At 64.8% G+C, this 23770-nt stretch carries 22 protein-coding genes and 1 pseudogene; 13 read left to right on the top strand and 10 right to left on the bottom strand.

Going from position 1 to position 23770, the window contains the following annotated elements:
• Together RLN94_RS04085 and RLN94_RS04080 are read left to right on the top strand one after the other, a co-directional pair.
• Positions 1–447, top strand: a 447-nt coding sequence (locus tag RLN94_RS04085) for a tripartite tricarboxylate transporter TctB family protein (RefSeq protein WP_350168575.1), incomplete at its 5' end; no start/stop codon positions are given.
• Between the two features lie 45 nt (positions 448–492).
• Positions 493–1983: a tripartite tricarboxylate transporter permease gene (locus RLN94_RS04080; RefSeq protein WP_350132264.1), complete on the top strand. Its 1491-nt coding sequence runs from the start codon at positions 493–495 to the stop codon at positions 1981–1983.
• 232 nt (positions 1984–2215) lie between these two features.
• On the opposite strand, the gene RLN94_RS04075 is transcribed toward RLN94_RS04080, so the two are convergent.
• Genes RLN94_RS04075 through RLN94_RS04055 form a run of 5 tightly spaced genes read right to left on the bottom strand, consistent with a single transcriptional unit; the run spans position 2216 to position 6585 of the window.
• Positions 2216–3424 (bottom strand): Tm-1-like ATP-binding domain-containing protein, encoded by a 1209-nt coding sequence (locus RLN94_RS04075; protein ID WP_350132261.1) that lies wholly within the window; start codon positions 3422–3424, stop codon positions 2216–2218.
• A complete protein-coding gene (locus RLN94_RS04070; protein WP_350132258.1) occupies positions 3421–3870 on the bottom strand; it encodes an SRPBCC family protein in 450 nt (149 codons plus the stop codon). The genes RLN94_RS04075 and RLN94_RS04070 overlap by 4 nt, the downstream gene beginning before the upstream one ends.
• 19 nt (positions 3871–3889) lie before the next feature.
• Positions 3890–4723 carry a phosphoenolpyruvate hydrolase family protein gene (locus RLN94_RS04065; protein WP_350132255.1) on the bottom strand — a complete coding sequence of 278 codons (834 nt, stop codon included), beginning with the start codon at positions 4721–4723 and terminating at the stop codon, positions 3890–3892.
• A complete protein-coding gene (locus tag RLN94_RS04060) occupies positions 4710–5693 on the bottom strand; it encodes a branched-chain amino acid ABC transporter permease (protein ID WP_350132252.1) in 984 nt (327 codons plus the stop codon). Before RLN94_RS04060 ends, RLN94_RS04065 begins: the two co-directional genes overlap by 14 nt.
• A gap of 1 nt (position 5694) precedes the next feature.
• A complete protein-coding gene (locus tag RLN94_RS04055) occupies positions 5695–6585 on the bottom strand; it encodes a branched-chain amino acid ABC transporter permease (protein ID WP_350132249.1) in 891 nt (296 codons plus the stop codon).
• Positions 6586–6686: 101 nt separating this feature from the next.
• Between RLN94_RS04055 and RLN94_RS04050 the strand changes: the two genes are divergently transcribed.
• A complete protein-coding gene (locus RLN94_RS04050; RefSeq protein ID WP_350132246.1) occupies positions 6687–7538 on the top strand; it encodes a helix-turn-helix transcriptional regulator in 852 nt (283 codons plus the stop codon).
• Between the two features lie 6 nt (positions 7539–7544).
• On the opposite strand, the gene RLN94_RS04045 is transcribed toward RLN94_RS04050, so the two are convergent.
• The 3 genes from RLN94_RS04045 to RLN94_RS04035 all read right to left on the bottom strand — a co-directional run bounded on the left by RLN94_RS04045 (position 7545) and on the right by RLN94_RS04035 (position 10349).
• Positions 7545–8303, bottom strand: a complete 759-nt coding sequence (locus RLN94_RS04045) for an ABC transporter ATP-binding protein (protein ID WP_350132244.1) — start codon at positions 8301–8303, stop codon at positions 7545–7547.
• Complete coding sequence (locus tag RLN94_RS04040; RefSeq protein WP_350132241.1) at positions 8296–9048, bottom strand: ABC transporter ATP-binding protein; 753 nt, start codon at positions 9046–9048, stop codon at positions 8296–8298. The genes RLN94_RS04045 and RLN94_RS04040 overlap by 8 nt, the downstream gene beginning before the upstream one ends.
• A gap of 83 nt (positions 9049–9131) precedes the next feature.
• A complete protein-coding gene (locus RLN94_RS04035) occupies positions 9132–10349 on the bottom strand; it encodes an ABC transporter substrate-binding protein (RefSeq protein ID WP_350132238.1) in 1218 nt (405 codons plus the stop codon).
• Between the two features lie 531 nt (positions 10350–10880).
• Here RLN94_RS04035 and RLN94_RS04030 point away from each other — a divergent pair.
• The 9 genes and pseudogenes from RLN94_RS04030 to RLN94_RS03995 all read left to right on the top strand — a co-directional run bounded on the left by RLN94_RS04030 (position 10881) and on the right by RLN94_RS03995 (position 20251).
• A complete protein-coding gene (locus tag RLN94_RS04030) occupies positions 10881–13520 on the top strand; it encodes a xanthine dehydrogenase family protein molybdopterin-binding subunit (protein WP_350158996.1) in 2640 nt (879 codons plus the stop codon).
• Positions 13517–14077 carry a (2Fe-2S)-binding protein gene (locus RLN94_RS04025; RefSeq protein WP_350132232.1) on the top strand — a complete coding sequence of 187 codons (561 nt, stop codon included), beginning with the start codon at positions 13517–13519 and terminating at the stop codon, positions 14075–14077. Before RLN94_RS04030 ends, RLN94_RS04025 begins: the two co-directional genes overlap by 4 nt.
• Positions 14077–15321 carry a c-type cytochrome gene (locus tag RLN94_RS04020; protein ID WP_350132229.1) on the top strand — a complete coding sequence of 415 codons (1245 nt, stop codon included), beginning with the start codon at positions 14077–14079 and terminating at the stop codon, positions 15319–15321. Before RLN94_RS04025 ends, RLN94_RS04020 begins: the two co-directional genes overlap by 1 nt.
• A 231-nt stretch (positions 15322–15552) precedes the next feature.
• Complete coding sequence (locus RLN94_RS04015; RefSeq protein ID WP_350132226.1) at positions 15553–16734, top strand: ABC transporter substrate-binding protein; 1182 nt, start codon at positions 15553–15555, stop codon at positions 16732–16734.
• A gap of 139 nt (positions 16735–16873) precedes the next feature.
• A complete protein-coding gene (locus RLN94_RS04010; RefSeq protein ID WP_350132223.1) occupies positions 16874–17794 on the top strand; it encodes a branched-chain amino acid ABC transporter permease in 921 nt (306 codons plus the stop codon).
• Positions 17795–18799 (top strand): branched-chain amino acid ABC transporter permease, encoded by a 1005-nt coding sequence (locus RLN94_RS04005; RefSeq protein ID WP_350132220.1) that lies wholly within the window; start codon positions 17795–17797, stop codon positions 18797–18799.
• Positions 18800–18870: 71 nt separating this feature from the next.
• A pseudogene (locus tag RLN94_RS22220) lies at positions 18871–19317 on the top strand (ATP-binding cassette domain-containing protein); the annotation flags it as partial.
• Between the two features lie 6 nt (positions 19318–19323).
• Positions 19324–19557, top strand: coding sequence for an ABC transporter ATP-binding protein C-terminal domain-containing protein (locus RLN94_RS22215; RefSeq protein WP_502949475.1), 234 nt, complete (start codon positions 19324–19326; stop codon positions 19555–19557).
• Positions 19547–20251, top strand: a complete 705-nt coding sequence (locus RLN94_RS03995) for an ABC transporter ATP-binding protein (RefSeq protein ID WP_350132216.1) — start codon at positions 19547–19549, stop codon at positions 20249–20251. The genes RLN94_RS22215 and RLN94_RS03995 overlap by 11 nt, the downstream gene beginning before the upstream one ends.
• 66 nt (positions 20252–20317) lie before the next feature.
• On the opposite strand, the gene RLN94_RS03990 is transcribed toward RLN94_RS03995, so the two are convergent.
• Together RLN94_RS03990 and RLN94_RS03985 are read right to left on the bottom strand one after the other, a co-directional pair.
• Entirely contained in the window at positions 20318–21217 is a 900-nt protein-coding gene (locus RLN94_RS03990; protein ID WP_350132213.1) for an FkbM family methyltransferase, read from the bottom strand.
• 49 nt (positions 21218–21266) lie between these two features.
• Complete coding sequence (locus RLN94_RS03985) at positions 21267–22883, bottom strand: ABC transporter substrate-binding protein (RefSeq protein ID WP_350132210.1); 1617 nt, start codon at positions 22881–22883, stop codon at positions 21267–21269.
• 166 nt (positions 22884–23049) lie between these two features.
• On the opposite strand from RLN94_RS03985, the gene RLN94_RS03980 reads away from it, so the two are divergent.
• On the top strand, positions 23050–23730 hold the full coding sequence (locus RLN94_RS03980) for a glycosyltransferase family 2 protein (RefSeq protein ID WP_350132207.1): 681 nt from the start codon (positions 23050–23052) through the stop codon (positions 23728–23730).
• Positions 23731–23770: the final 40 nt, after the last annotated feature.

Raw genomic sequence — 23770 nt, 5'->3', positions numbered from 1 at the left:
ATCGCGATCGGCGTGGCCCTGGCGATCCTCGCCCTGGCCGCGCTGCTGTTCTCGCAGACCTTCGCGGAAATCAGTGCCTTCGCCCGCGCCAGCCAGGGCCGGGGGCCGTTCTTCTACCCGCGCTTCATCCTCGCCGCCGTGGCGCTGCTGGGCCTGCTGATGGTCCTGCGCCCGGTGCCGACGGAGGAACCCGTGCCCGCGGGTGCGGGTCTGCGCCGGGCGGCGGGGCTGATCCTCGCCGTCGCGGCCTATGCGCTGGGCCTGTCGCTGGCGGGTTTTTTGATCTCCAGCCTGCTCTTCGCCTGCCTCACGCCGCTCTTCTTGGGCTATCGGCGCCTGGCCGTCACCGCCCTCGTCGCGGCGGTCTTCTGCCTCTCGGTCTGGTACCTGTTCGAGAACGCCTTCCTCATCATCCTGCCGCGCTCGCCGTGGTTCGACGGGTTCTGAACCCATGCCCGCAAACACCGTACCCCAAGACGAAGGACCAAACGCATGGACCTGATCCTCGGAACCCTGGGCGAGATCGCCACGCCGCTGGCGCTGCTCTGCATGGTCGCGGGCACGGTGGTGGGCGTCCTCGTCGGCGTCCTGCCGGGCCTCGGCTCGGTGGTCGGGCTGACCATGGTGCTGCCCTTCACCTTCTCGATGCCGCAGGTGCCGGCGCTGGCGCTGATGCTCGGGGTCTATTGCGGCTCGGTCTATGGCGGCTCGATCACCGCCATCATCCTCAACACGCCCGGCACGCCGCAATCGGCGGCCACCGCGATGGAAGGCTTTCCCATGGCCCGTCGCGGCGATGCCGACATCGCCATCGGCTGGGTCACCTCGGCCTCGACGCTGGGTGGGCTGTTCTCTGTCCTCGTGCTGATGCTGGCGGGCTCGTGGCTCGCGGCCTTCTCGCTCAATTTCACCCCGATCGAGTATTTCGCCCTCGGTCTCTTCGCCCTGACCTGCATTGCCGGCGTCTCTGCCGGCGCCATGGTGCCGGGCCTGCTGTCGGGCGCCTGCGGCCTGCTGGTCGCCACCATCGGCGCCGACCCGGTCACCGGCGACCTGCGATTCACCTTCGACAGTTTCGAGCTCAGCGCCGGCATTACCCTGATCCCGGTTATCGTCGGCCTCTTCGCCTATTCCGAGATGTTTCTGCGCGCGGCCCGGCTCGACCCCTCCGCCGCCCGCGAAAAGATCCGCGTGGGCTTCCGCCTGCCGCCGCTGAAAGAATGGCGCAGCCGCCTCGGCATGCTGGCGCGCGGCTCGGTGGTCGGCTGTTTCGTGGGCGCACTGCCGGGTACCGGCGCGGCCACCGCGGCCTTCATCGCCTACTCGGAGGCGCGCCGCACCTCGAAACGCCGCGACAATTTCGGCAAGGGAGAGCCCGACGGCCTCGTCGCCTGCGAAAGCGCCAACAACGCCGTGACCGGCTCGGCCCTCGTGCCGACGCTGGCGCTGGGCGTGCCGGGCGATCCGGTGACCGCCGTGATGCTGGGCGCGCTGATCATCCAGGGCGTCACGCCGGGCCCGCAGCTGTTCACCCAGAACATCGAACTGGTCTACGCGATCTTCGCCCTGCTGATCGTCATCAACCTGATCATGTTCGCCACCGGCGCCCTCGGCGCGCCGCTCTTCACCCAGGTCCTGCGCATCCCCGAGCCGCTGCTCATCGCCATGGTGCTGATCGTCTCGACTCTCGGCGCCTATGGTGTGCGCGGCAACATGCTCGACGTCTGGATCGCGCTGGGCGCCGGCGTCGCGGGGGTGTTCATGCGATTGGGCGGCATGCCGGTGGCGCCCTTCGTTATCGGCATGGTCCTCAGCCCGATGATCGAGCAGTCGCTTCGCCAGGGGTTGGTGTTGACGCGCGGCAATTTCCTGGCCTTCTTCGAGCGCCCGATTGCTCTCGTCCTCTTTGTCGTCACTGCAGGTATTCTGCTTTGGCCATTGCTCCGCTACTTGCGCCGCGCGAGGAATCGGACCGGGCGGTGAGGCCCGCTACGCCGAGCGACTTGCGAGCGAGGTCATCAGCCTTCCCATGTGCCCGGGCCAATCGGTCGAGCAGACGGAATACGTGATCGACCAGGTGCTGCGCCTCGCATGAAGCGATGGAGGGTGGGTTTCGCGCCCCTCGCTGAGCAGTTCGATCTGGTCTCGTCCGGAACCGAGAGCCTGCGTATCATGCCGCGGCGAGACTGTGCCACACGGCTGCACGGGTCAGAGGCTATCGCTTCCGGCGGTCGCGTACGAGACGCTCGACGAAGTCGGCGAAGACCGGGTCGTTGATATGGGCCTCGAGCCGGTGGAGCTGGTGCGTTTCCGACCGGTCGAACGCAGCCTCCAGCGTCTCGAACAGCATCTCGTCTGCCTCGGGGTTCCAGAAGGCTTCGCCCGGTGCGTCGAGCGCGGAGACACCGCCCAGCGGCAGGACGAGATCCACGGGACCGGGCGAGGCGTTCAGCTTGGCCGCCAGCCAGCGCGCCATTTCCTCGTTTTCGTCCGGGGTCGTGCGCATGAGGGTGATGTTGGCGTTGTGAATGAAGAATTGCCGGTCCTCATACCGCTGCGGCACCGTCTCGCGCGGGCCGAAATTGACCATGTCGAGTGCGCCGCAGGACCCTATCCACGGAGTACCGGTCCGCGCCAGCACGTCGAAACGCTCCGGCCCGGCGGAACATATGCCCCCCATCAGGTGATCCGCGACCTCGGTGGTAGTGACATCGACGATGGCCGAGATCATGCCGCTGTCGCCGATGGCCTCCAGCGCCCTGCCGCCGGCCCCGTTGGCATGGAAGACGATGCAGTCGAATTCATCGTCGAGCCGTGCGCGAAGCTGCTGGACGGCTTTCGTCGTCACGCCGAACATGGACAGGGCGAGGGCGGGGCGCGTGTCGCCGGTGGCGCCGGTCCCGGCGCGCGCGGCCATGCCGGCAATGGCGTGCGCCGCATTTGCCAGTATGCGCCGCGAAACCGTGTTCAGCCCGGCGATATCCGTTACCGGGAACATCATCGTCATGTCCGAAACACCGACATAGCCGGACGTGTCGCCGGAGGCGACGGTCGACACCATGAGCTTGGGGACACCCAGCGGCAGGGCGCGCATGGCCGGGGCGATCAGAGACGTGCCCCCCGAGCCACCGAGCCCGACGATCCCGGCCAGGTCTGTGCGCGTGGCGATGAACCGGGTCAGCGCTTCGGACATCGCCATGACCGCCTTTCCACGGTCGCCCGCCTTCAGCACGCAAGCGCCGCCTTCCGGATGGTGGGATGCCACGTCATGCGCGGCAATGTCGGCCTCGGCCGAACTCTCCGTGGTGCCGACATCGACGGTGGTCACGGCGATGCCGGTCTCGGCCACCAGTCGCGCGACATAGGTAAGCTCCTCGGCCTTGGTGTCGAAGGTGCCGACGACGTAGACGCGGCCGCTTGTCACCGCCGGACCTCGCGCCCGTGGATCACGTCCTCGGTGCCCTCGAAGGCGAAGCGGAACGTGTCGGAGACGGTTTGGTGGACCTCGGACGCGTCGGCCTCATCCACCTCGTACTCGGCCCACCATTCGCCGAAGGTCTGGCCGGTTTCGGTGATCGGTTTGAGCGTCATTTCCGAGACGTAGTTGCGGACGGGCAGGGTGGCCTCGAGAATGCAGTAGCAGCAGCGATATTCGCGGTCCGACAGCGTCAGCAGCTGCTCGCGGATATGGCCGCCGTCATGGGTGTGGAAGTTGCGCACGCAACCGATCTTGTCGGACGGCAGGCCATCCTCGATCTCGCTTTTGCTGAAGAAGCGGTGATAGCGCGGCAGCGCGTTGAAATCGCGCAGCACCGCCCAAGCCTCTTCAATCGGCGCGTCGATGACGGCGCTGATGTATACTCTGGCCATGGTCTCCTCCCTTGATGACCTATTTCAGTTTCAGCGCCTTGAACGCCTCGATATTCGACTTGATCGCGGTCTCAACCGGCAGACGCTCGACGCTTGAGGCGCCGTAGAAGCCGTTGCAGTGTTCACTGTGTTCCAGAATGAAGGCCACGTCATCCGGGGTGGCGATGGGGCCGCCATGGGCGATGATGATGATCTCCTTGCGGACCTTTCTGGCGGCCTCGGCGCAGGCGTCGATCAGACGCACCGATTCCTCCAGCGTTTTCGAGGTGGAGGCGCCGATGGTGCCGCCGGTGGTGACGCCCATATGCGGCACGATGATGTCTGCGCCGGCCCTGGCCATGTCGGTGGCCTGATCCGGATCGAAGACGTAAGGGGTTGTCAGCAGGTCAAGCTCGTGCGCCTGGGCGACCATGTCGACCTCGGAGGCGTAGTTGATGCCGGTTTCCTCGAGGCTGACACGGAAAGTGCCGTCGATGATGCCCACCGTGGGGAAGTTCTGGACGCCGGAAAAGCCCAGCTCCTTCAGCTCGCGCAGGAACTTGGGCATGATCACGAAGGGATCGGTGCCGTTGACGCCGGCGATGACCGGGGTGTGCTTGCAGACGGGCAGCACCTCGAGCGCCATTTCCTTGACGATCTCGTTGGCGTTGCCATAGGCCAGCAGCCCCGCCGAGGAGGCGCGCCCGGCCATGCGGTAGCGGCCGGAATTGTAGAGGATGATCAGGTCGATGCCGCCGGCCTCTTCGCTTTTGGCGGAAATGCCGGTGCCCGCGCCGCCGCCCACGACCGGTATCCCGTCGGCGATCTGCCTGTTCAGGCGCTCCAGAATCTTGGAGCGGTCAATTCGTGGCATTTTCGTTGTCCTTTTCGTCATGGGAAACCTTGGCGGCGCGGCGGTCCGACAGGAGCGCGTGGACTTCGCCCACGATCCCCCTGCGGAACAGCAGCACGCAACCGATGAAGATGCCGCCGACGGCGATGGTCACCCAACCGCCGAGCGCATCGAAGTAATGGTAGAGCGCCGAGATCAGCGCCGCGCCCAGAGCCGGGCCGAAGACCGAGTTCATGCCCCCCAACAGCGTCATCAGGATGACGTCGCCCGACATGCTCCAATGCACGTCGCGGAGGGAGGCGACCTGGTAGATGATCACCTTGAGCGACCCGGCAAGGCCGGAAAGCGCCGCCGAGAGGGTGAACGCGAGGATCTTGTAACGGGCCACCGGGAAGCCCAGCGATTTCGCCCGCGGTTCGTGTTCGCGGATGGCGCGCAGCACCTCGCCGAAGGGGGAATGCACGATGCGGTGGATGAGGGCCAGCCCGGCCAGTGTGAGGACCATGACGACGAAATAGAGCGTCAGATCGTTGCGCAGGTCGAACACGCCCAGGAACAGGCCGCGGGGGATTTGCTGCATCCCGTCCTCGGCATGGGTCCAGGGCAGACGGAGGAAGAGGAAGTAGACCAGTTGCGACAGCGCCAGCGTGATCATGGCGAGGTAGATGCCCGAGCGCCGTGTCGCCAGCGCCCCGAAGATCGCCCCCATCAGCGCCGCGCTTCCCACCCCGGTGAGCAGGCCGATTTCGGGCGACAGCCCTTGTTCCTTGAGCATGTAGCCGCAGAAATAGGCGGCGCTGCCGAAAAAGGCCGCGTGGCCGAAGGACAGGATTCCGGTGTGACCCAGCAGGATGTTGAAGGCGCAGGCGAAAAGCGCCAGGCACATCACCCGCATCACGAAGACCGGGTAGATCACCTGCGGGTAAAATGGCACGAGGACGAGGCCAAGCAGCAGCACCGCGGCCAGTGCGAGGAGAAGCGTGCGACCCATCTCAGCCCTCCTCGCGGCCGAAGAGGCCGGCGGGACGGACCAGCAGCACGATCGCCATGATCAGGAAGACGATGATGGTCGATGCCTCGGAATAGAACACCTTGGTCAGCCCCTCGACCACGCCCAGCATCAGCCCGGTGATCGCCGCGCCCGAGACCGAGCCCAGCCCGCCGATCACGACGATGGCGAAGACGATGATCACCAGTTCCGAGCCCATCGACGGGCTGACGTTCTGGATCGGCGCCGCCAGGACCCCGGCGAGCGCGGCCAACGCCACGCCGGCGCCGTATGTCAGGGTCATCAGCAGCGGTACGTTGATACCGAATGCCTGGGTGAGCTGCGGCCGTTCGGTCGCCGCGCGCAACTTGGCGCCCATCGAGGTCCGCTCGATCACCAGCCACGTGGTCACGCAGATTGCCACCGCCGCGCCGATCACGAAAAGCCGGTATATCGGCATGAACATGAACCCTAGGTTCACCGCTCCGCGCAGTTGGTCGGGTGCGGCGTAGATCTGGCCGGATGATCCGAAGGCAACGGTGAATCCGCCCTCGATCACCAGGACCATCCCGAAGGTCAGGAGCAGTCCGTAGATCGGGTCGAGCCCGTAGATGCGGCGCAACAGCAGCCTTTCGGCGACGATTCCCAGCCCTCCGACGAGCAGTGGCGCGATGAAGATCGCGCCCCAGTAACCGACCCCGAGGGTGTCGAGCAGCAGGAACGACAGGAACGCGCCCATCATGAAGAAAGCGCCATGGGCGAAGTTCACGACCTTGACGATACCGAAGATGATGGCGAGCCCGAGGCTCAGGACAGCATAGAAGGCGCCGTTGACGATCCCGAGCATGATCTGCCCAGTCAGTGCGACAAGCGGCACGCCGAAAATTTCGATCATCGGCCCTCCCACTCGACCGCCCCTGGCAGCGCGACCCGGCGCGCCGTTCTTTTACTGTTACCGACTTTACTGTTTCGGCAAACGCCGAAACAATAGCCGCCATGCACGATGAACTATCTGAAACCCACATCGTCGGCGACGACACGCATCAGCAGATCGTCCGCGCGGAAGACTGCCCGCTGCTGGCCCGGCGGCTGGTGTCTCATGTGGGCGTGGGCGATGCTGCGCCGCCCTACAAGGTGGTCCGGACGAACCTCAGTGGCGCCTACCTGCACGCCTGCCTGGGTGGGGAAGGGCGCATGCTGCTGGACGGACGCTGGCGGCCGCACCGTGCCGGGATGGTGACCCTCGCCCCGGCCCATGTTCTGCACGCCTTTCACGCGGTGCAGAACAAGCGGTGGCAATATTGCTGGGTCCGCTACATGCCGCAATCCCCCCGGTCCGCGATCGAGGGGATGACGCCGCTGATCACCCGGGTGGACCCCAAGCCGCTGTCGGATGCCATCCTGGGCCTGTACCACGAGGTCAACAGCGGCGGCGACATCGCGGCGACGGCGCTCTGGATCGACCTGATCGAGCATTACGTGAAGCGCTACACGGAGCCGCTGCGCAACGAGGAACGGCTCAGCAAGCTTTGGGCCGAGGTCACGGCCGACCTCGGCCATCCCTGGACGCTTGACCAGTTGGCGGTGATCGCCGGGATCAGCGGAGAGCATCTGCGCCGCCTGTGCCAGACCCGGTTGGGGCGCAGCCCGATGCAGCAGTTGACCTATCTGCGGGTGCAGCAGGCGGCCCAGGTGCTGGCCACGACGGACAAGAGGGTGGAGGATGTGGCCTTCGAGGTGGGCTATCAGAACCCGTTCGCCTTTTCGAATGCCTTCAAGCGGATGACCGGGTTCCGGCCCTCACGCTTTCAGCGTCGGCGCACGCCGGCTGCGGCCCGGCGGGGCTGAGGCGGGTCAGGCGCTGAGCCGCGCGCTGATCCGGTCGAAATCGGCCAGAAGGGTGGCGTTGTCGAAGGTTTCGGCCACATGCCCGCGGTCGATGACGTAGTGCCGGTCGGCCACGGTGGAGGCGAAGCGCACGTTCTGTTCGACCATCAGGATAGTGTAGCCGCGCGACTTGAGGCCTGCGATGGCGGCGCCGATCTGCTGGACCACCACGGGGGCCAGCCCCTCGGTCGGCTCGTCCAGCAACAGGAGGCGCGCGCCGGTTCGCAGGATGCGGCCGATGGCCAGCATCTGCTGTTCGCCACCCGACAGCTTGGTCCCGGGGCTTTTCATCCGGTTGCGCAGGCCGGGGAACAGCGTGAGGATTTCCTCGACACTCATGCCGCCCGCGGCCACGACGGGCGGCAGGACAAGGTTTTCCTCTGCCGTGAGGCTGGCGTAGATGCCCCTGTCTTCGGGGCAGAAGGCGATGGCGGTGCGGGCGATCCGGTGCGACGGCAGGGCGATGGTCTCGGTGCCGTTGATGATGATCGACCCGGCCCGGCGGGGGACCATGCCGACAACGGCCCGCAGGGTCGTGGTCTTGCCCGCACCGTTGCGGCCGAGCATCGTTACCAGCTCGCCGGCGCGCACGGTGAGGGCGATATCCTGCAGCGCCCGGCTTGGGCCGTACCAGGCCTGCAGATCCGAGATGTCAAGCACGGAACGGGAGGTGGTTTCAGCCTGTGCGCCCCCGGCCCGTGTGGTTTCGGTCTGCGCCTCAGACATGGCTTCCCCCCAGGTAGGCCTCGATGACCTCGTCGTTCGCGGCGATGCTGGCATAATCGCCCTGTGCCAGGATACGCCCCCGGGCCAGCACTGTCACCTCGTCGCAGATTTCGGAGACGATACCGAGATTGTGCTCGACCATCAGGACAGAACGGCCCTTTGCGGCATCGTGGATCAGGCGGGTGATGCGGTCGACATCCTCGAGCCCCATGCCTGCTGTGGGTTCGTCGAGCAGGATCACCTCGGGTTCAAGTGCGAGCGTGGTGGCGATCTCGAGCGCGCGCCTGTGGCCATAGGACAGGTCGCCGGCCACCACCCCGGCGAGGTCGGCGATGCCGACACTGTCGAGGTGCTCCATCGCAGCCGCGCGATTGCCGGCGAGGGCGGATTTCCGGGTCCAGAAATCGTAGGATTCGCCGCGTTTGCGTTGCAGGGCGAGCATCACGTTCTCCAGCGCCGTCATGCTGTTGAAGACGGCGGAAATCTGGAACGACCGCACCAGCCCCATCCGCGCGATGGTGCCGGGGTCGAGCGCCGTGATGTCGCGGCCATGAAAGTGGATGGTGCCCGAACTGGGCGTCAGGAATTTGGTCAGAAGGTTGAAGCAGGTGGTCTTGCCCGCCCCGTTGGGGCCGATCAGGGCATGAATGCTGCCGTGGCGCAGCGCAAGATCGACGCCGCCGACGGCGGCAAAGGCGCCAAAGGTCTTAGTGAGGCCCTTCGCTTCTAGCACGGTGTCGGTCATGGGTCAGTCTCGCACGGGGGGAATGGGGATACCGGGCCACGCGGCGGTGGCCCGGCCTTGCCAGCCTTTCGGGGGCTGTGCGATCAGCTGTTGTCGCCGGTCACGAGGTAGCAGGTGCTCTGATCGAGCGGGCGGAACGCCTCTTCGGCCGGGATGGTGGAAACCGGCTTGAGATAGTCCCATTCACCCTCGGATTCCTCGGGCGTCTTGACCTGCCAGAGATACATGTCGTGCATCATGCGGCCATCCTCGCGGACGGATCCGTTGCTTGCGAAGAAGTCATTGATCGGCATGGAGCGCATCGCCTCGGACACGGCATCGGGGTCATCGGTGCCGGCCTTTTCGATGGCCTTCAGGTAATGCATGGTGGACGAGTAGTTCGCCGCCTGGCTCATGTTGGGCATCGAACCGACCCGCTCGAAATAGCGCTGTGCGAACTCGCGCGAGCCTTCGTTCATGTCCCAGTACCATGCGTTGGTGAGCATCAGCCCCTGTGCGGCTTCGAGCCCGATGGAATGGACATCGTTTAGCCACAGCAGCAGCGCCGCCAGCGTCTGGTTCTGGGTCAGGCCGAACTCGGCGGCGGCGTTGATCGCGTTGACTGCGTCGCCCCCGGTCGAGGCGATGCCGATGATCTCGGCGCCCGAGGACTGGGCGTTGAGCATGTAGGACGAGAAGTCGCTGGCCGACAGCGGATGGCGGGCGGAGCCCAGTACCTCGCCGCCGGCGGCCTCGACCACCTCTGTGACCTGTTCTTCCAGCCCGATGCCGAAGGCGAAATCGACGGTCAGGAAGAACCATGTCAGTCCGCCATCCTCGACCACCGCCTTGCCGGTGCCGTGGGCAAGGGAATAGGCATCGTAGGCATAGTGGATCGCATAGGGCGAGCACATGTCGTTGGTGATGCCGATATTCGAGGCGCCGTTGACGATGATGTGCCGCTTGGCCTCTTTCGCGACCGCCGCCACGGCCAGGGCCGCGCCGGAGTTGGAGAGGTCGTTGATCATGTCGACGCCTTCCACGTCGAACCACTCACGGGCCTTGGCGGCCGCCGTGTCGGCCTGATTGAGGTGGTCCGAGAAGATCACCTCGATCGGGGCGCCGAGCACTTCGCCACCGAAATCCTCGGCCGCCATGCGCACCGCTTCGACCGCGCCCTCCCCGGCGAGATCGCTGTAGATGCCGCTCATGTCGGTCAAGACACCGATCCGGACGACATCGTCCGAGACCTCGGCCTGTGCTGCCGCAGCGGCGGTGACACAGGCACATGACGCCAGCAGACGCCCAATCGTTCCACGCATTCTTTCCTCCTCCTCAGGTTGGAATCTGGTATGGGTATAGTAGTGTTTTCCACTATCTTACCGTCTCGTGGCCTTGTCACAATGTGCATTACGCAAGATAACATATCGAAAACACACATCTTGGCCGAAGCCGGTACCGGTCGGACCAAGTCGAACGCATCTCCACTCGGACAGGCCGCCGTCCTTTAGGCGACCCCGAGGTTCGCAAGGGGCTTGGTCAATGCAGATGCCCGGTCGCGCGACAGGCCCACACAGAGCGGCGCCGGCACCAACGGTCCGAATTGCGGCGTGTAACAACGGAACGATAATTAATTTTGGAACGAGATCCGGGCACGTCGCGTTGATCACCGGGAGGCTGGAATGGATCAATTTTCGCGGCGGGGATTTTTGAAAGCAGGTGCCAGCGCTGCGGCCATCTGTGTGACACCTCTCAACGAAGCACTTGCGGGCTTGCAGAACGAGCGGCAGTTTCAGTCTCCGGGCTGGCGTGAGGATGGAAAAGTCCGCTTTCGTCAGGATGGCATCCCGAAGGTGACGGGTGAGAAAGTGTTTGCCGTTGATATCCGTGCAAGGGACATGCCCGACTGGCCCGACGAACAGTCGCACGCGTTCTTCATCAGGGTTCCGCGTGCCGATCGGGTGTTCGAGGGCGTCACCCTCGACCCGCTGGGCGAGGCGCTTCAGCCCGATGTGATGATCACTGACGAGACACTGCGCCGCGACGGCGTCGAGATGGTCGAGGCCGATTTCTACGGCGCTTTTTTCTTGGCGGCGGGTGAGGTGCCGACCTATCTCGGGCAACCTGTGGCGGTGCTGATCTACCACGACTACGGTCGCTTTCGTGCGGCCAAGTCCCGGCTCCGGTTCAACGAGGACGCCCTTGTCTGGGGGGATGCGGCCGAGCCACCGGAGCGAACCCCCTATGGCGCGACCCGTTACGTCCGGATCGGCGGCGACACGCGCGACGCCGAAGACCGCTTCTCTCCGTTGAAGAACGCACCAATCTTTGCCGAGTTCACCGATGGTAAACCCGACTGGCCCTCGCCCGACCGGAACGGCGAAGCCGGTGCCAAGGCGATGGCCTTGGCTGGAGACTTGCGTGCCGAACTCGACGATCCCCCGGAGGGCTGGAAGGTATATCGCCGATCATACCGGTCGCAATATGTCGATCCGGCGGCCCTTGAACCGGATAACGGCAATGCTTGGTACGATTCCGCGAACGGAACGCTGCACGTGGTGACCGGCACCCAGTCGCCCTGGACCAACGCCGATCACATCGAGAAGATGGTCAGCGCCAGCCGCTTCGAACTTGACGAGCTGCGCTTCCACCCCGGCTATACGGTGGGGTATGGCCAGAAAGAGCACCACGTGTTCCCCTATTACGTCGCCATGACTGCTCTGTATGGCGACGGGCGCCCGGTGCGGCTCGCCCTTGACCGTTGGGAACATTTCCAGAGCGCGCTGAAGCGGCATCCGTTCGACACGGACATCACCCTTGCCGTTGACCGCGAAACCGGTGAATTCCGCAGCCTCGCCGCCGATCAGCGTGCCGATGGCGGCGGTGTGAAGAACTTCAGCCCCTCTGTCGGCCAGGTCTCGGCGACAGCGCTGCAATCGGTCTATTACCTGCCAAAAAGCGACCTTGCCGTTCAGGTCGACGCCTCGCGCGCGCCCACCGCCGGCTCGATGCGCGGCTACGGCACTCTGCAAAGCATGGTGGCGATGGAATTGCTGGTCGACGAGGTGGCCGAGGACCTGGGCCGCGACCCGATCGAGCTGCGCCGGATCAACGTGTTCCACTCGGGCGACAAGAACACCCAGGGTGCCATCCCGGGTGGGGCGCTGCGGGCCGACGAGATGCTCGAGGCCGCCGCGGCCGATCCGATCTGGACCGAACGGGCCGAGCGCAAAAAGGCATTCGAGGCCGAGAACCCGGGCTATCGCTACGGCGTCGGCTTCTCCTGCGTGCAGAAGGATTACGGCACCGGGGCCGAGGCGGCGCTGGTGCAACTCGAACTTTCGCCTGAAGGCCATTTGCACATGCGCCACGTGGCCTCGGAGATCGGCTGTGGGGCCACGACGTCGCAGATGCTGATGACCGAGCCGCATCTGGGCAAACCGGCCGACAGCGTGGATTTCGCGGTGACGGACTGGCCCAGCCTGCCTCTCGAAGCCAATGACGAACCCTACACGATGAGCCAGGAAACCCAGGACGGATTTGCGGAGAATCCGCGATGGGTGCCGCGGATCACCTCGCCCAGAAGTGCGTCGAATTCTGCCTATTACTTCACGCACGCCACCACGGAAGCCGCCAGGCTGCTGTTTGAACTGGGCCTCTGGAAAGCCGCGCTCAGTTTCTGGCAAGAGGGGATCGGCGGCGGGCAGGCCGGCCCGTTACACGTGCGCCGGGAAGAGGCCGAATGGCGCGATGGTCACTTGGTGGCCGGCGGCCTGAACCCGTTGCCGCTTGAGGATCTGGCGCGGCGTGCCCACGAGCGGGGCTATATCACCGGCGTGACCGTTCATACGTTCAACCGATGGGCTTGGGCGCGGGCCGAGTTCGAGGTCGAAGGCACGCGGTTCGAGGCGCCGATCGACGCGCTCTCGGTCAGATGGGGCGAGGGCGCGGGAGACGACAAGCGCTCGGCGATGACAGAGGGCGGCTATGCCTTCCAGCCGCGCCGCCGCGTCGACTATCCGCCGGTGCAGCGCAACAATGCGGCAGTGACCTACTATGCCCCCTGTGCGACGCTGGTCGAGCTTTCGGTGAATCCCGGATCGGGCGAGGTGCGCGTTCTCAACCACCGGTCCTGGCTGGAATGCGGCCGGCAGATCGTGCCCGAGCTTGTCTCGGGGCAGTTGCAGGGCGGGATCGCCATGGGCATCGGCCACGCGCTTTACGAGGAGATGCCGCTGTACGAGGACGGTCCCGGTAACGGCACGTGGAACTTCAACCGATACCGGCTGCCCCGGGCCGAGGATGTCGCGGTCTGGGCGCAGAGCGCCACCGTGCTTGACCCGCTATCGCCGACCGACCCGCCGAAAGGCATCGCCGAGGTGGTGATGATCCCGGTCGTGGCGGCTATCGGCAACGCGGTGCATCATGCGATCGGCCACCGGTTCCACCGCACGCCGATAACCCCTGAACGGATCAAGGAGGTGACGGCATGAGCGCCCTGATGACCGTCTCGATGACGATCAACGGCACGGAGACCGAACCGGTGGAGGTTCCGGAGGACCTGATGCTTCTGGAATTCCTGCAGGAATACCTCAACCTGACCGGCACGCGCTATGGCTGCGGGCAGGGAGTCTGCCGGGCCTGCGCTGTGATCCATGACGGCCCGCGGGGCCCGCGGGCGCTGCCGGCCTGTATCACCGGGGTAGCCTGGGCCAACGGGCGCGCCTTCCGGACCGTCGAAGGCCATGCCGAGCGCGACGACGAGGTCAACGTCACGGCGATCACGCCTGTGCAGCAGGCGTTCCTCGATCATTTCTCCTTCCAGTGCTCGTTTTGCACGCCCGGTTTCGTCTCCGCCGCGCAGGCCCTGGTCGAGCGGCTCGAGGTCGATCCCGTACCCGTCGAGGACGTGGAGGATGTCGTGCTGGCGGCGCTCAACGAAAACATATGCCGCTGTACCGGCTATGTCCGTTACCTCGAAGCGACCCGTGACGTGATCCTCGCCACGCCCGGCCTGACGACCGGCGTCGAGCGGGCGGAGGAAAGCTGATGCGGACCCTGCTCCGCATCCTCGCCGGGCTGGTCCTGCTCGGCCTCGTGACAGGCTTGGTGATCTTCTTCGGGTTCACCGGGGCAGGACCGGTGCCGCCGGCCAGCCGTGATCTCGAAGCGCTCGATGAAGAGGCGGAAGCCGAGATGTACGCCTTGGGCGAGTACGTGGCCAAGGCCGGGGATTGCGCCGCTTGTCACGAAAGCGAGGACGGCCTTTCCTTTGCCGGTGGAACGCCGATGGAAACGCCGATGGGAACGGTCTACGGCACGAACATCACCCCGTCGGAGACAAACGGCATCGGCAACTATACGGCCGACGATATGTATCGCGCCATGGTCTACGGCATCGCTCCGGGCGAGCGGCGGCTTTACCCGGCGATGCCCTACACGTCCTACCACGCAGTGTCGCGCGCGGATATCGACGCGCTCTATGTCTATCTGATGGCTCAGGACCCGGTGGAGAAGCCGAACAGGCCGGCCGAAATGGTCTTCCCGTTCAACCTGCGGCCGCTGATCGCATTCTGGAACCTCATCTACCGGCCCGACCCGCCGGAAGACCCGGGGCCGGGACTGTCGGGCGGCGAAGACCTGGCCGAAGACCGGCGCGGACCGTATCTGGTCGACGTGCTGGGCCATTGCGGAGAATGCCACACGCCACGCAACCTGGCCTTTGCCAAGACGGATGACCACCTTGGCGGCACGGTGATCGAAGGAGCGGTGGCCCCCGACATCACGCCACAGGGGCTGGCCCGTCGCGGCTGGACCAGGGAGAATCTGGGGCAGTTCCTGTCGACCGGCCTCTCGCCCCAGGGCGTGATGACATTCCGCATGTTCCCCGTTCTCAGTCACTCGACCAAGTACCTGCCCGCACGCGACATAGAGGCGGTGGCGACCTATCTTGCAGAGGATATGCCGGATCCCGCCAGCCCTCCGTCCGAACCTGCCGCCGTGGACGCGCATCCTGAGGGCCACGGGCTTTACATGGGGCTTTGCGCCGGATGCCATGGCAGCGAAGGCGAAGGCCAGCCATTCGGCTCGGTCGCCATGGTCGGGAACACCACGCTGATGCTGGATAATCCCCTCAACCTGCAACGCGTGATCCGCGAAGGCATCCCCGCCAGAAGCCTGAGCGGGCACCTCCGGATGCAGGAGATGCCCGCGTTCGAAGCGACGCTCGAAGACAGCGAATTGGAAGCCCTTACGGAATATCTCCGTGATCGCTGGGGGGTGGGCGCGATGTAGGGGGGGCCTTGCCGGCTGGTTTCCCAGTTCGTCAGCCTGCTCCGACATCACCCGTGCAAGAACAGCCCTTTGCCATCGCCGCTTGGCGGCGTTTGTCTCACGCCCGTTTCTCATAATTCCGCTGTGCAGAATTATGAACCGCATGGGCTGTTCAAGGCTCGCAATCTGGTCAAGCTGTGGATGTGATGTGATCATTTTTCGGTCAAGCCGCATCATTCTAGGGAGAGAGACATGTCCAAATGCCTGACGCGCCTCGTGGCGCTCGTTTCAGTTCTGGCCGCCTCTATTGCGTCAGCGCAGGAGGCGGAGCCGGTCAAGATCGGCCTAATTACGACGCTGTCGGGCCCGCCGGGCTATCTGGGCGAGGATATGCGTGACGGTTTCCAGCTTGCAATCGACCAGGAGGAGGGCAAGCTGGGCGGTGTGCCGGTCGAGCTTATGGTCGAGGATGACGGCCTCAATCCGGGCAATGCCAAGCAGATCGCCGAGCGGATGGTTCGGCGTGATGATGCCGACATTCTGACCGGTGTGATCTTTTCGAACGTACAGCCCGTCGTGGCGCCGATCGCGCTCAAGAACGGGCGCTTTTACGTTGCCTCGAATGCCGGGCCGTCGCAACTGGCCGGTGCGGGCTGCGACGAGAACTATTTCGTGGTTTCATGGCAGAACGACGCCATGCACGAGACGGCCGCCATCGCCGCCAACAACGCGGGCTATGGGTCGGCCGTGGTCATGGTGCCGAACTACCAGGCGGGCAAAGACGCGGTGGCCGGTTTCAAGCGGCATTTCAAGGGCGAGATCGTCGACGAGATTTACACCCAGCTGGGGCAGACCGACTATGCCGCCGAGATTGCGCGAATCCGGTCGGACGATCCGGCGGTGCTGTTCTACTTCCTGCCCGGCGGCATGGGGATCAATTTTCTCAAGCAATACTCGCAGGCCGGGCTGATGGATCAGACGCCGATCATCGCTCCCATGGTGTCGATGGAGGCACGCATCCTTGCCGGCGTGGGCGAGGCGGCGCTCGGAATGCAGGCCACGTCGTTCTGGAACGAAGACCTCGACAATGCGGCGAACAAGCAGTTCAGCGAAGCCTATCGCGACGCCTATGACCGCGCGCCCACGCCCTGGGCGGCGCAGGGGTATGACACGGCCCGCCTGATCGCCAGCGCGCTGCAGAAAACCGGTGGCAAGGTGACCGAGGATGCTGAAGCGTTCCGCGAGGCGATGCGCGCTGCCGACTTCGACAGTGTCCGGGGGGAGTTCGTGTTCGCGGCCAATCAGCACCCAAGGCAGACGTGGTACCTTCTGGAAGTGCAGCAATCGGATGCGGGGGACCTTGAGCTGGTGACAACCGAAACGATCGTCACGGATCATGGCGATGCTTACGGTGACGCGTGCGCGATGGATTGACGCCGCCGCAGGCAACCTGACCCCGGCCCGGATCGGCCCCCGCGGGCATGTACCCGCCAATCGGGGGGCGACCGAAGATTGTCTTTCACGCCCGGGCCGCGCAGGCACGCATGTCAGCCGGTCACCATGGGGAAGAGCCATGCTCCTTTTCGTCGAACAGCTGCTAAACGGCATACAGCTGGGGGTTTTCCTGTTCCTGGTCTCGGCTGGGCTCACCCTGATCTTCGGCATCATGGGGGTGATCAACCTCGCGCATGGATCGCTTTACATGATAGGCGCCTATACCGCCGCCACGGTCATGATGGCGTCAGGATCGTGGCTGCTCAGCCTGCTGGCCGCCGCGCTGGCGGCGGCGCTGGCCGGGGCCCTGATCGAGTTCCTGCTGATGCGCCCGCTCTACCGCCGCGATCATCTCGATCAGGTTCTGGTGACTTTCGGGCTGATCCTTTTCGTCAATGAGGCGGTTACGATGATCTGGGGGCGCACCCCGCTGTTCATGGACCTCCCGCCGCTGTTCTCGGGAACGATAGAGATCCTTCCGGGCATTCCCTACCCGGTCTATCGCCTGGCCGTGATCGGGTTGGGACTGCTGAGTGCCGTGGGGCTTTGGCTTCTGATTTCACGGACACGCGTCGGCATGCTGATCCGCGCAGGATCGACCAACCGCGAGATGGTCGGGGCGTTGGGCGTGAACATCTCTGCCCTTTATACGCTGCTCTTTGCAGCGGGTTCGGTGCTTGCGGGGATCGCCGGAGCCTTTGCCGGGCCGCTCGTGTCGGTTCAGGTCGGCATGGGGGAAAGCGTGCTGATCCTGGCCTTCGTGGTGGTGGTGATTGGTGGCATCGGCTCGGTGCGCGGTGCGCTGGTCGGTGCCTTGCTGGTCGGGCTTGTCGATACGATGGGGCGGGCTTTCCTGCGCGATCTTTTCGGTCTGGTTCTTCCGCCGGCTGAAGCGTCGGGGATGGGCGCGGCGTTGTCGTCGATGAGCATCTACCTGTTGATGGCGCTGATCCTCGTCGTGCGCCCGAGAGGGTTGTTTCCTTCGGCGGGGACACATTAGATGCTGAATTCCGGGCAACTGAAGTACGTGACGATCACGATTTTTGCGTTGTTGGCGCTGTTCCCGCCGATGACGGCGGCAATGGATAATGCCTATCTCGTTCCCGGCATCAGCCGCATCCTCATCTACGCGGTGGCCGCAATCAGCCTCAACCTGTTGGTGGGATATGTCGGATTGGTCAGCCTCGGGCATGCCGCCTATCTGGGTATCGGGGCCTACGTGGTGGCCATCCTGTCGGCGCACGCGGCGGAGGGCAGTACCATTTTCGGCCTCCCGGGGACGGCTCAGGCGCTGATCAGCGTGCCGCTGGCGGTATTGACCTCGGGCGTGGTGGCGCTTGTTCTCGGGGCTCTCAGCCTGCGCACGAGTGGCATCTACTTCATCATGATTTCGCTGGCCTTCGGGCAGATGGTATTCTTCTTTACCGTGTCGCTGGAACGGTATGGCGGCGATGACGGGCTTTTCATGTATGCCGGGCCGAACCGCCTGGCCTGGCTCGATCTGAGCAACGAGTGGCTGTTCTTCTATCTTTGCCTGATCGTACTGGCGGGGTTCTGGCTGTTTTGCCGCCATCTTGTCGGGTCTCGTTTTGGCCGGGCGCTGGGCGCGATCCGGCAGAACGAGGCGCGGATGATCACGCTGGGGTGCAACACCTACCTGCACAAGCTGGCGATATACGGGATCGCCGGGGCAGGGGCGGGGCTGGCCGGGGCGCTGTTGGCCAACCAGGCCAGTTACGTCAGCCCGGACCTTCACCATTGGACGCGATCGGGCGAGTTGCTTTTCATGGTCATCCTGGGTGGCACCGGAACGCTGGGAGGACCGTTGCTGGGCGCGGCCGCCTTCCTGCTCATGGAAGAGTATCTGCCGGTCCTCTTCGACGCGCTGGGCCTCGAATTGCTGAGCGAGCACTGGCGCATCGTTTTCGGACCGCTGCTGATCATCGTGATGCTGTTCAATCGCCGCGGCATTTACGGCCTTCTGGCCCGGAGAGAGGGTCAATGAGCGATACGTCCGTCCTGCGACTGAAGAAGCTGGCCAAACGGTTCGGCGCGCTGGTGGTGACCGACGACCTGTCGTTCGAGGTGATGCCGGGGGAATTGCACGCCCTGATCGGGCCGAATGGCGCCGGAAAGTCGACGTTGATGAAGCAGTTGTCTGGGGAGATAGAGCCGGATGGGGGCCATATCCATTACTTCGGCCGTGACATCACCCGCCTGTCGGCCGCCAAGCGGGCGCGGGCGGGGATTGCGCGCTCGTACCAGATCACCTCTGTCTTTCCGGAATATACCGCGCTGGAGAATGTGGCCACGGTGGTACAGACCAGGGTGACGCGCGGCGCCGCCTTTCTGCGCCGTGCGGCCGGCGACCGGTCGCTTGACGACCGGGCGATGGCCCTTTTGAGCCGCGTCGGCCTGGGTCACGTGGCATCGCAGCTGGCGGCCGATCTTGCGCACGGACAGCAACGGCAGCTTGAATTCGCGATGGCGCTGGCCCTCGAGCCCCGTCTTCTTTTGCTCGACGAGCCCATGGCCGGTATGGGCACGGAAGAAAGCGCCATAATGGTTCAGTTGCTGAAGGACATGCGGGGCGAGCTGCCCATCCTTCTGGTCGAGCACGACATGGATGCGGTCTTCGCCCTTGCGGACAGGGTGACCGTGCTGGTCTATGGCCGGGCCATCGCCAGCGGCTCGTCCGATGCGGTGCGCCGCGACCCAGCGGTGCGCGAGGCCTATCTGGGGGACGACGGCGATGCTTCTTGACGTGAGCGGCGTGGAAACCTTCTACGGTCGCAGTCAGGTGCTGTTCGGGGTCGATTTTCAGGTGGGCGAGGGCGAAGTCGTCACCCTGATGGGGCGCAATGGCATGGGCAAGACGACCACCATCCGGTCGATCATGGGGCTGACGCGCCCTGCCAGGGGTGAGGTTATGTTCGGTGGGCGAACCATTGTTGGCCTGAGCCCGTTCCGCATCGCGCAGTGCGGCATCGGGCTGGCGCCGGAAGGGCGCGAGATTTTTCCGACGCTGACGGTTCACGAAAACCTTGTGGCAACGGCCGCGAATCCCCTGGGTGCGGCGCGACCATGGACGACACGTCGCGTTTTTGATCTCTTTCCTCGGTTGGGTGAACGCCGTGCGCAGGCGGGTGCGTTGCTGTCCGGCGGCGAGCAGCAAATGCTCGCTATCGCCCGCGCCTTGATGACCAATCCTCGCCTTCTGATCCTCGACGAGGCGACGGAAGGCCTCGCCCCCCTTGTTCGAGATCAGATCTGGCAAGTGATCCAGGACCTGAAAGCCGAGCGCCAGGCCATCTTGTTGATCGACAAGAACCTTGCGCATCTCGTGCGCGTAGCCGACCGCCATTACATTCTGGAAAAAGGGCGTGTGGTATGGTCGGGCACCTCGCAAGACTTGTCGCGGGATAGCGCTGCGGCGCACCGATACCTGGGAGTCTGAGACCACGGAGCCAAACAGGTTCAAACGAGCCGGGCTATTGGTGCGCTGATTGCCTCTGATAACCCGTCAAAACCGTTCTGAAATTGCGGCCAAGAGGGCAGAATTCTTGTAGGCCGCCAGAAAGTTGTACCCCTTGTACCGGTCAGTCTTGAGCGCGCGCACCTGATCGACCGATGTCACCTGACGAAAGCCGTCGTCGCAGAACAGGAGACAGACATCCGGGTTGCTGAGGAGATACCGGCTGGGCGCGCAGGTCGGGTCGCTGCCATGGTCCTCGTAGATCAGCACCGCTCCCTCGCGCAATGCGCGGGCGGCCCCCTCCAGTGCAGGTACCTCCGCGCCCTCCACGTCGAGCTTGATCAGCGCGGGGGCGCCGGTGGGAAGAAGGTCGTCGATACGCCGCGTCTCGACCGTTTCGACCGTGTCACCCCGACCGGGTCCATCCCCGGTCAACAGCCGGGCCGACGCATGACTGTTTGCCACGTTCACAAAGCTCAGACGCTCGCCTGAAACGGAGTGGATGGCCACCCGGTGCAGGGCCACGTTCGGCAGGTGCCCCGCATTCGCCTCTAGCTCGGCAAAGGTGGCTTCGGCCGCCTCCGCCGCAATCACCCGGTCGAACAGCGGCGCGGCCCGCAGCGTCCAGTAACCCTTGTTGGCGCCGCAATCGCAAAAGATCGCTGCCTGCCCCGCCGCGGCTGTCAGGACCCGGGCGATCTCGGGCTCGTACTGCGTGTTCCAGAGGGCGAAGCGGGTCCAGTACCCGTCGTCGAGGGAAATCGGAAAGGGTGGAGCCCCGTCAATGCTGAGCAGGGCCCGGTTGTCCGGGCTGAACACCCGCCCCAGCGCCCTTGCGAAGCGTCCGTAAAGTCCCCGCGATACCGCCAGCCTGAAGAGGCCCATCAGCAGGATATATTGCAGCCGCGCGCTCGGGCCGGTGAATGTCAGGTCGCGTCTTTCCTGCATTGGTCGCCCGGTTATGCCTTCGGGGGACCAGACGTGATGAGCCTTGGCATCAGGCGTCGATCCAGACGTCATGGAGGTGGAGTTCGCGATACCTTTCGCGGCTGAAGTTGTGCACCTTGGGGTCGTGGTGCATGGTCTGGTTGCGCCAGTAGGGCTGGATGATGATACCGCTTTCGCGCAGGATGGTCTGAAGACGCGCCATCACCGGGCGCCGCGCTTCGGGGTCGGGCGTGGCCATTGCCTCGTCCAGCAGCGCGTCGAACTCGGGGTCGGAAAAGCCGGTTTCGTTCCACGGCTGGCCGGATCTGTACGCCAGCGACAGCACCTGAACGCCCAGCGGACGCCCGCCCCAGGCCGTCGTGCTGAAGGGATATTCGTTCCACGCGTTCCAGTAGGTCTGTCCCGCCACGATGGTGCGGCGCACGTTGAAACCCGCCTCGCGCAGGATCGCGGCGATCGCGTCGGTGGTCATGGTGCGCCAGTCGCCGTCGATCGAAACGATATCGATCTCGGTGGCCGCGTGCCCGGCCTCCGACGCCATGGCGTAGCCCTCGGCCGCGTCGGCCTCGAACGGGGGCAGATCGGCGTATTCGGGATGAGAGGGCGAGACATGGTGGTTCTCGGCCAGTGCGCCGTCGCCATCGACCCCCAGCGCCAGCACGATGCGGTTATCCACCGTCTTCTGGATCGCGCGCCGGAGTTTCGGGTCATCATATGGCGGCGCATCCACCCGCATCCGCGCGACAAGGGTGTTGGCGGTGGTCCGGTCCTGCCGCGTCAGCCCCAGGGCATCAAGCGGTGCGGTGAAATCTGGCGGCGTATCCTCGTTGGCATCGATATCTCCCGCATCGAAGGCGGCCACCATCCCGGCCGGGTCGGCGCCCATGTCGATGAATTCCACCCCGTCCAGATGCGCCTCGCCGCCCCACCACCGGCCCTGTTCGCGCCGCTTGACCACCGCCTTGAACTCCACCTCCACTGACACGAGCTCGAACGGGCCGGTGCCCAGTGGCGTGGTCATCAGGCTGCTGTCGTCGTCGAAGCTGCGGTGCACCAGAAGGGCAGGGTAATCGACCAGCCCGGCAATGAGCGTGACGTCGGGCCGCGGCAGGTTGAGGCGTACGGTCATGTCATCGACACGTTCGATGCGGCCCTCGTCCATCTTGCCGGTGGCCGGATCCGTCAGCGCCGCCATGCGCGACGCCATCGAGTTGCCCTCGGCGCCGCGGTCGCACCAGCGGCGCAGGTTGTGGATCACGTCTTCCACGGTCAGCGTATCGCCATTGGTCCATGTCACCCCCGGGCGGACGGTGAGCGTGTAGGTCCTGGCGTCGTCGCTGACCTCCCAGCTTTCCAGCAGGACCGGCGCGAAGGTGGCATCGTATTCCCAGCGGACGAGCGGTTCGCAGAAGGTGCGCGCGAGGTTGCCCTGCTCGGTCTTGGCGAACTTGCGTGGGTCGCTGATCTCGATCACCCGGCTACCGAGGCGCAGCACGCCGCCGCGTTTCGACGCCGCTTCGGCCCGTGCGACCGGGGCCGAGAGCCCGAGCAGGCCGTAGGCCGCGGTTGCGGACGCGCCAAACGTGCTGGCCAGTGCCAGGAACTCGCGTCGGGGCATCGCCCCCTGGCGGGCCTGGCGGGCCAGATCCTCGACAATAGGCCGCACTTGTTCTCGTGCCTCGTTGCGTCGCATTTCTGTCACCTTGGCGTTCGTGAATGCGCGCTGACACACAAATCAGATTACCGTCAGCAGCCTACTGATCAGATTGTAAACCGGGCCGGCATTTGCCACAAGTCTGCGACACGGCAATCTGGACAGGAACGATTCCGCAATGCCTGATGGAGTTTCGATTGTCATTCCCGCCCGCAATGAGGGCGACACCGTCGGCAAGATCGTGACCGCGGTCATCAACCTGCCGTGCGTGCGCGAGGTCGTGGTCGTCGATACCGCCTCGTGGGACGACACCGCCAAGGTTGCTGCCAGTGCCGGCGCGGTGGTGGTCGAGGAACCCGAACTTGGAATGGGCCGCGCGCTCAAGACCGGTTATGCCGCGGCGAAATACCCATGGGTGATGAAGCTCGACGCCGATCTGGAAAAGTTCGACCCCAAGCTCGTGCTGATGCTGGCCGAGGCGCGAGAGCCCGGTGTCGGGCTGGTCAAGGGCAAGTGGCAGGATCCCAACGACGACATGCCGATGACTCGGCTGCTGGTACGGCCGGCGATCAGGCAGATCTTTCCGGGGCTGCGTCATGTTCGGGCGGTGAATTCCGGCCTCTACCTGTTGAACCGCGACCTGATCGATCTTGACGCGCTGGTTGATACGAACGCGGCCGATATCGACGTGATGCTCCGAGTGCACATGGCAGGCAAGGAGGTGGTCGAGGTCGAGATCGGTCAGATCGGCCATGACCCGCGCAACGTCGAGCATTACAACCTGATGGCCGAGAATATCCTCCAGCTTTTCCTTCAGCACTATGCACGTCAAATCAGGGAGGCGGATAAAGGCACCTGAGTTGTCCGCCGACGGGGGCAAGGCACTGGGCGTCCTGCAA

Origin of the sequence: Roseovarius sp. (assembly GCF_040223625.1) — a bacterium.
Classification (GTDB): domain Bacteria; phylum Pseudomonadota; class Alphaproteobacteria; order Rhodobacterales; family Rhodobacteraceae; genus Roseovarius.
The sequence above is the reverse complement of the archived record's forward strand: the minus strand, read 5'-3'. Positions and strand labels throughout refer to the sequence as shown.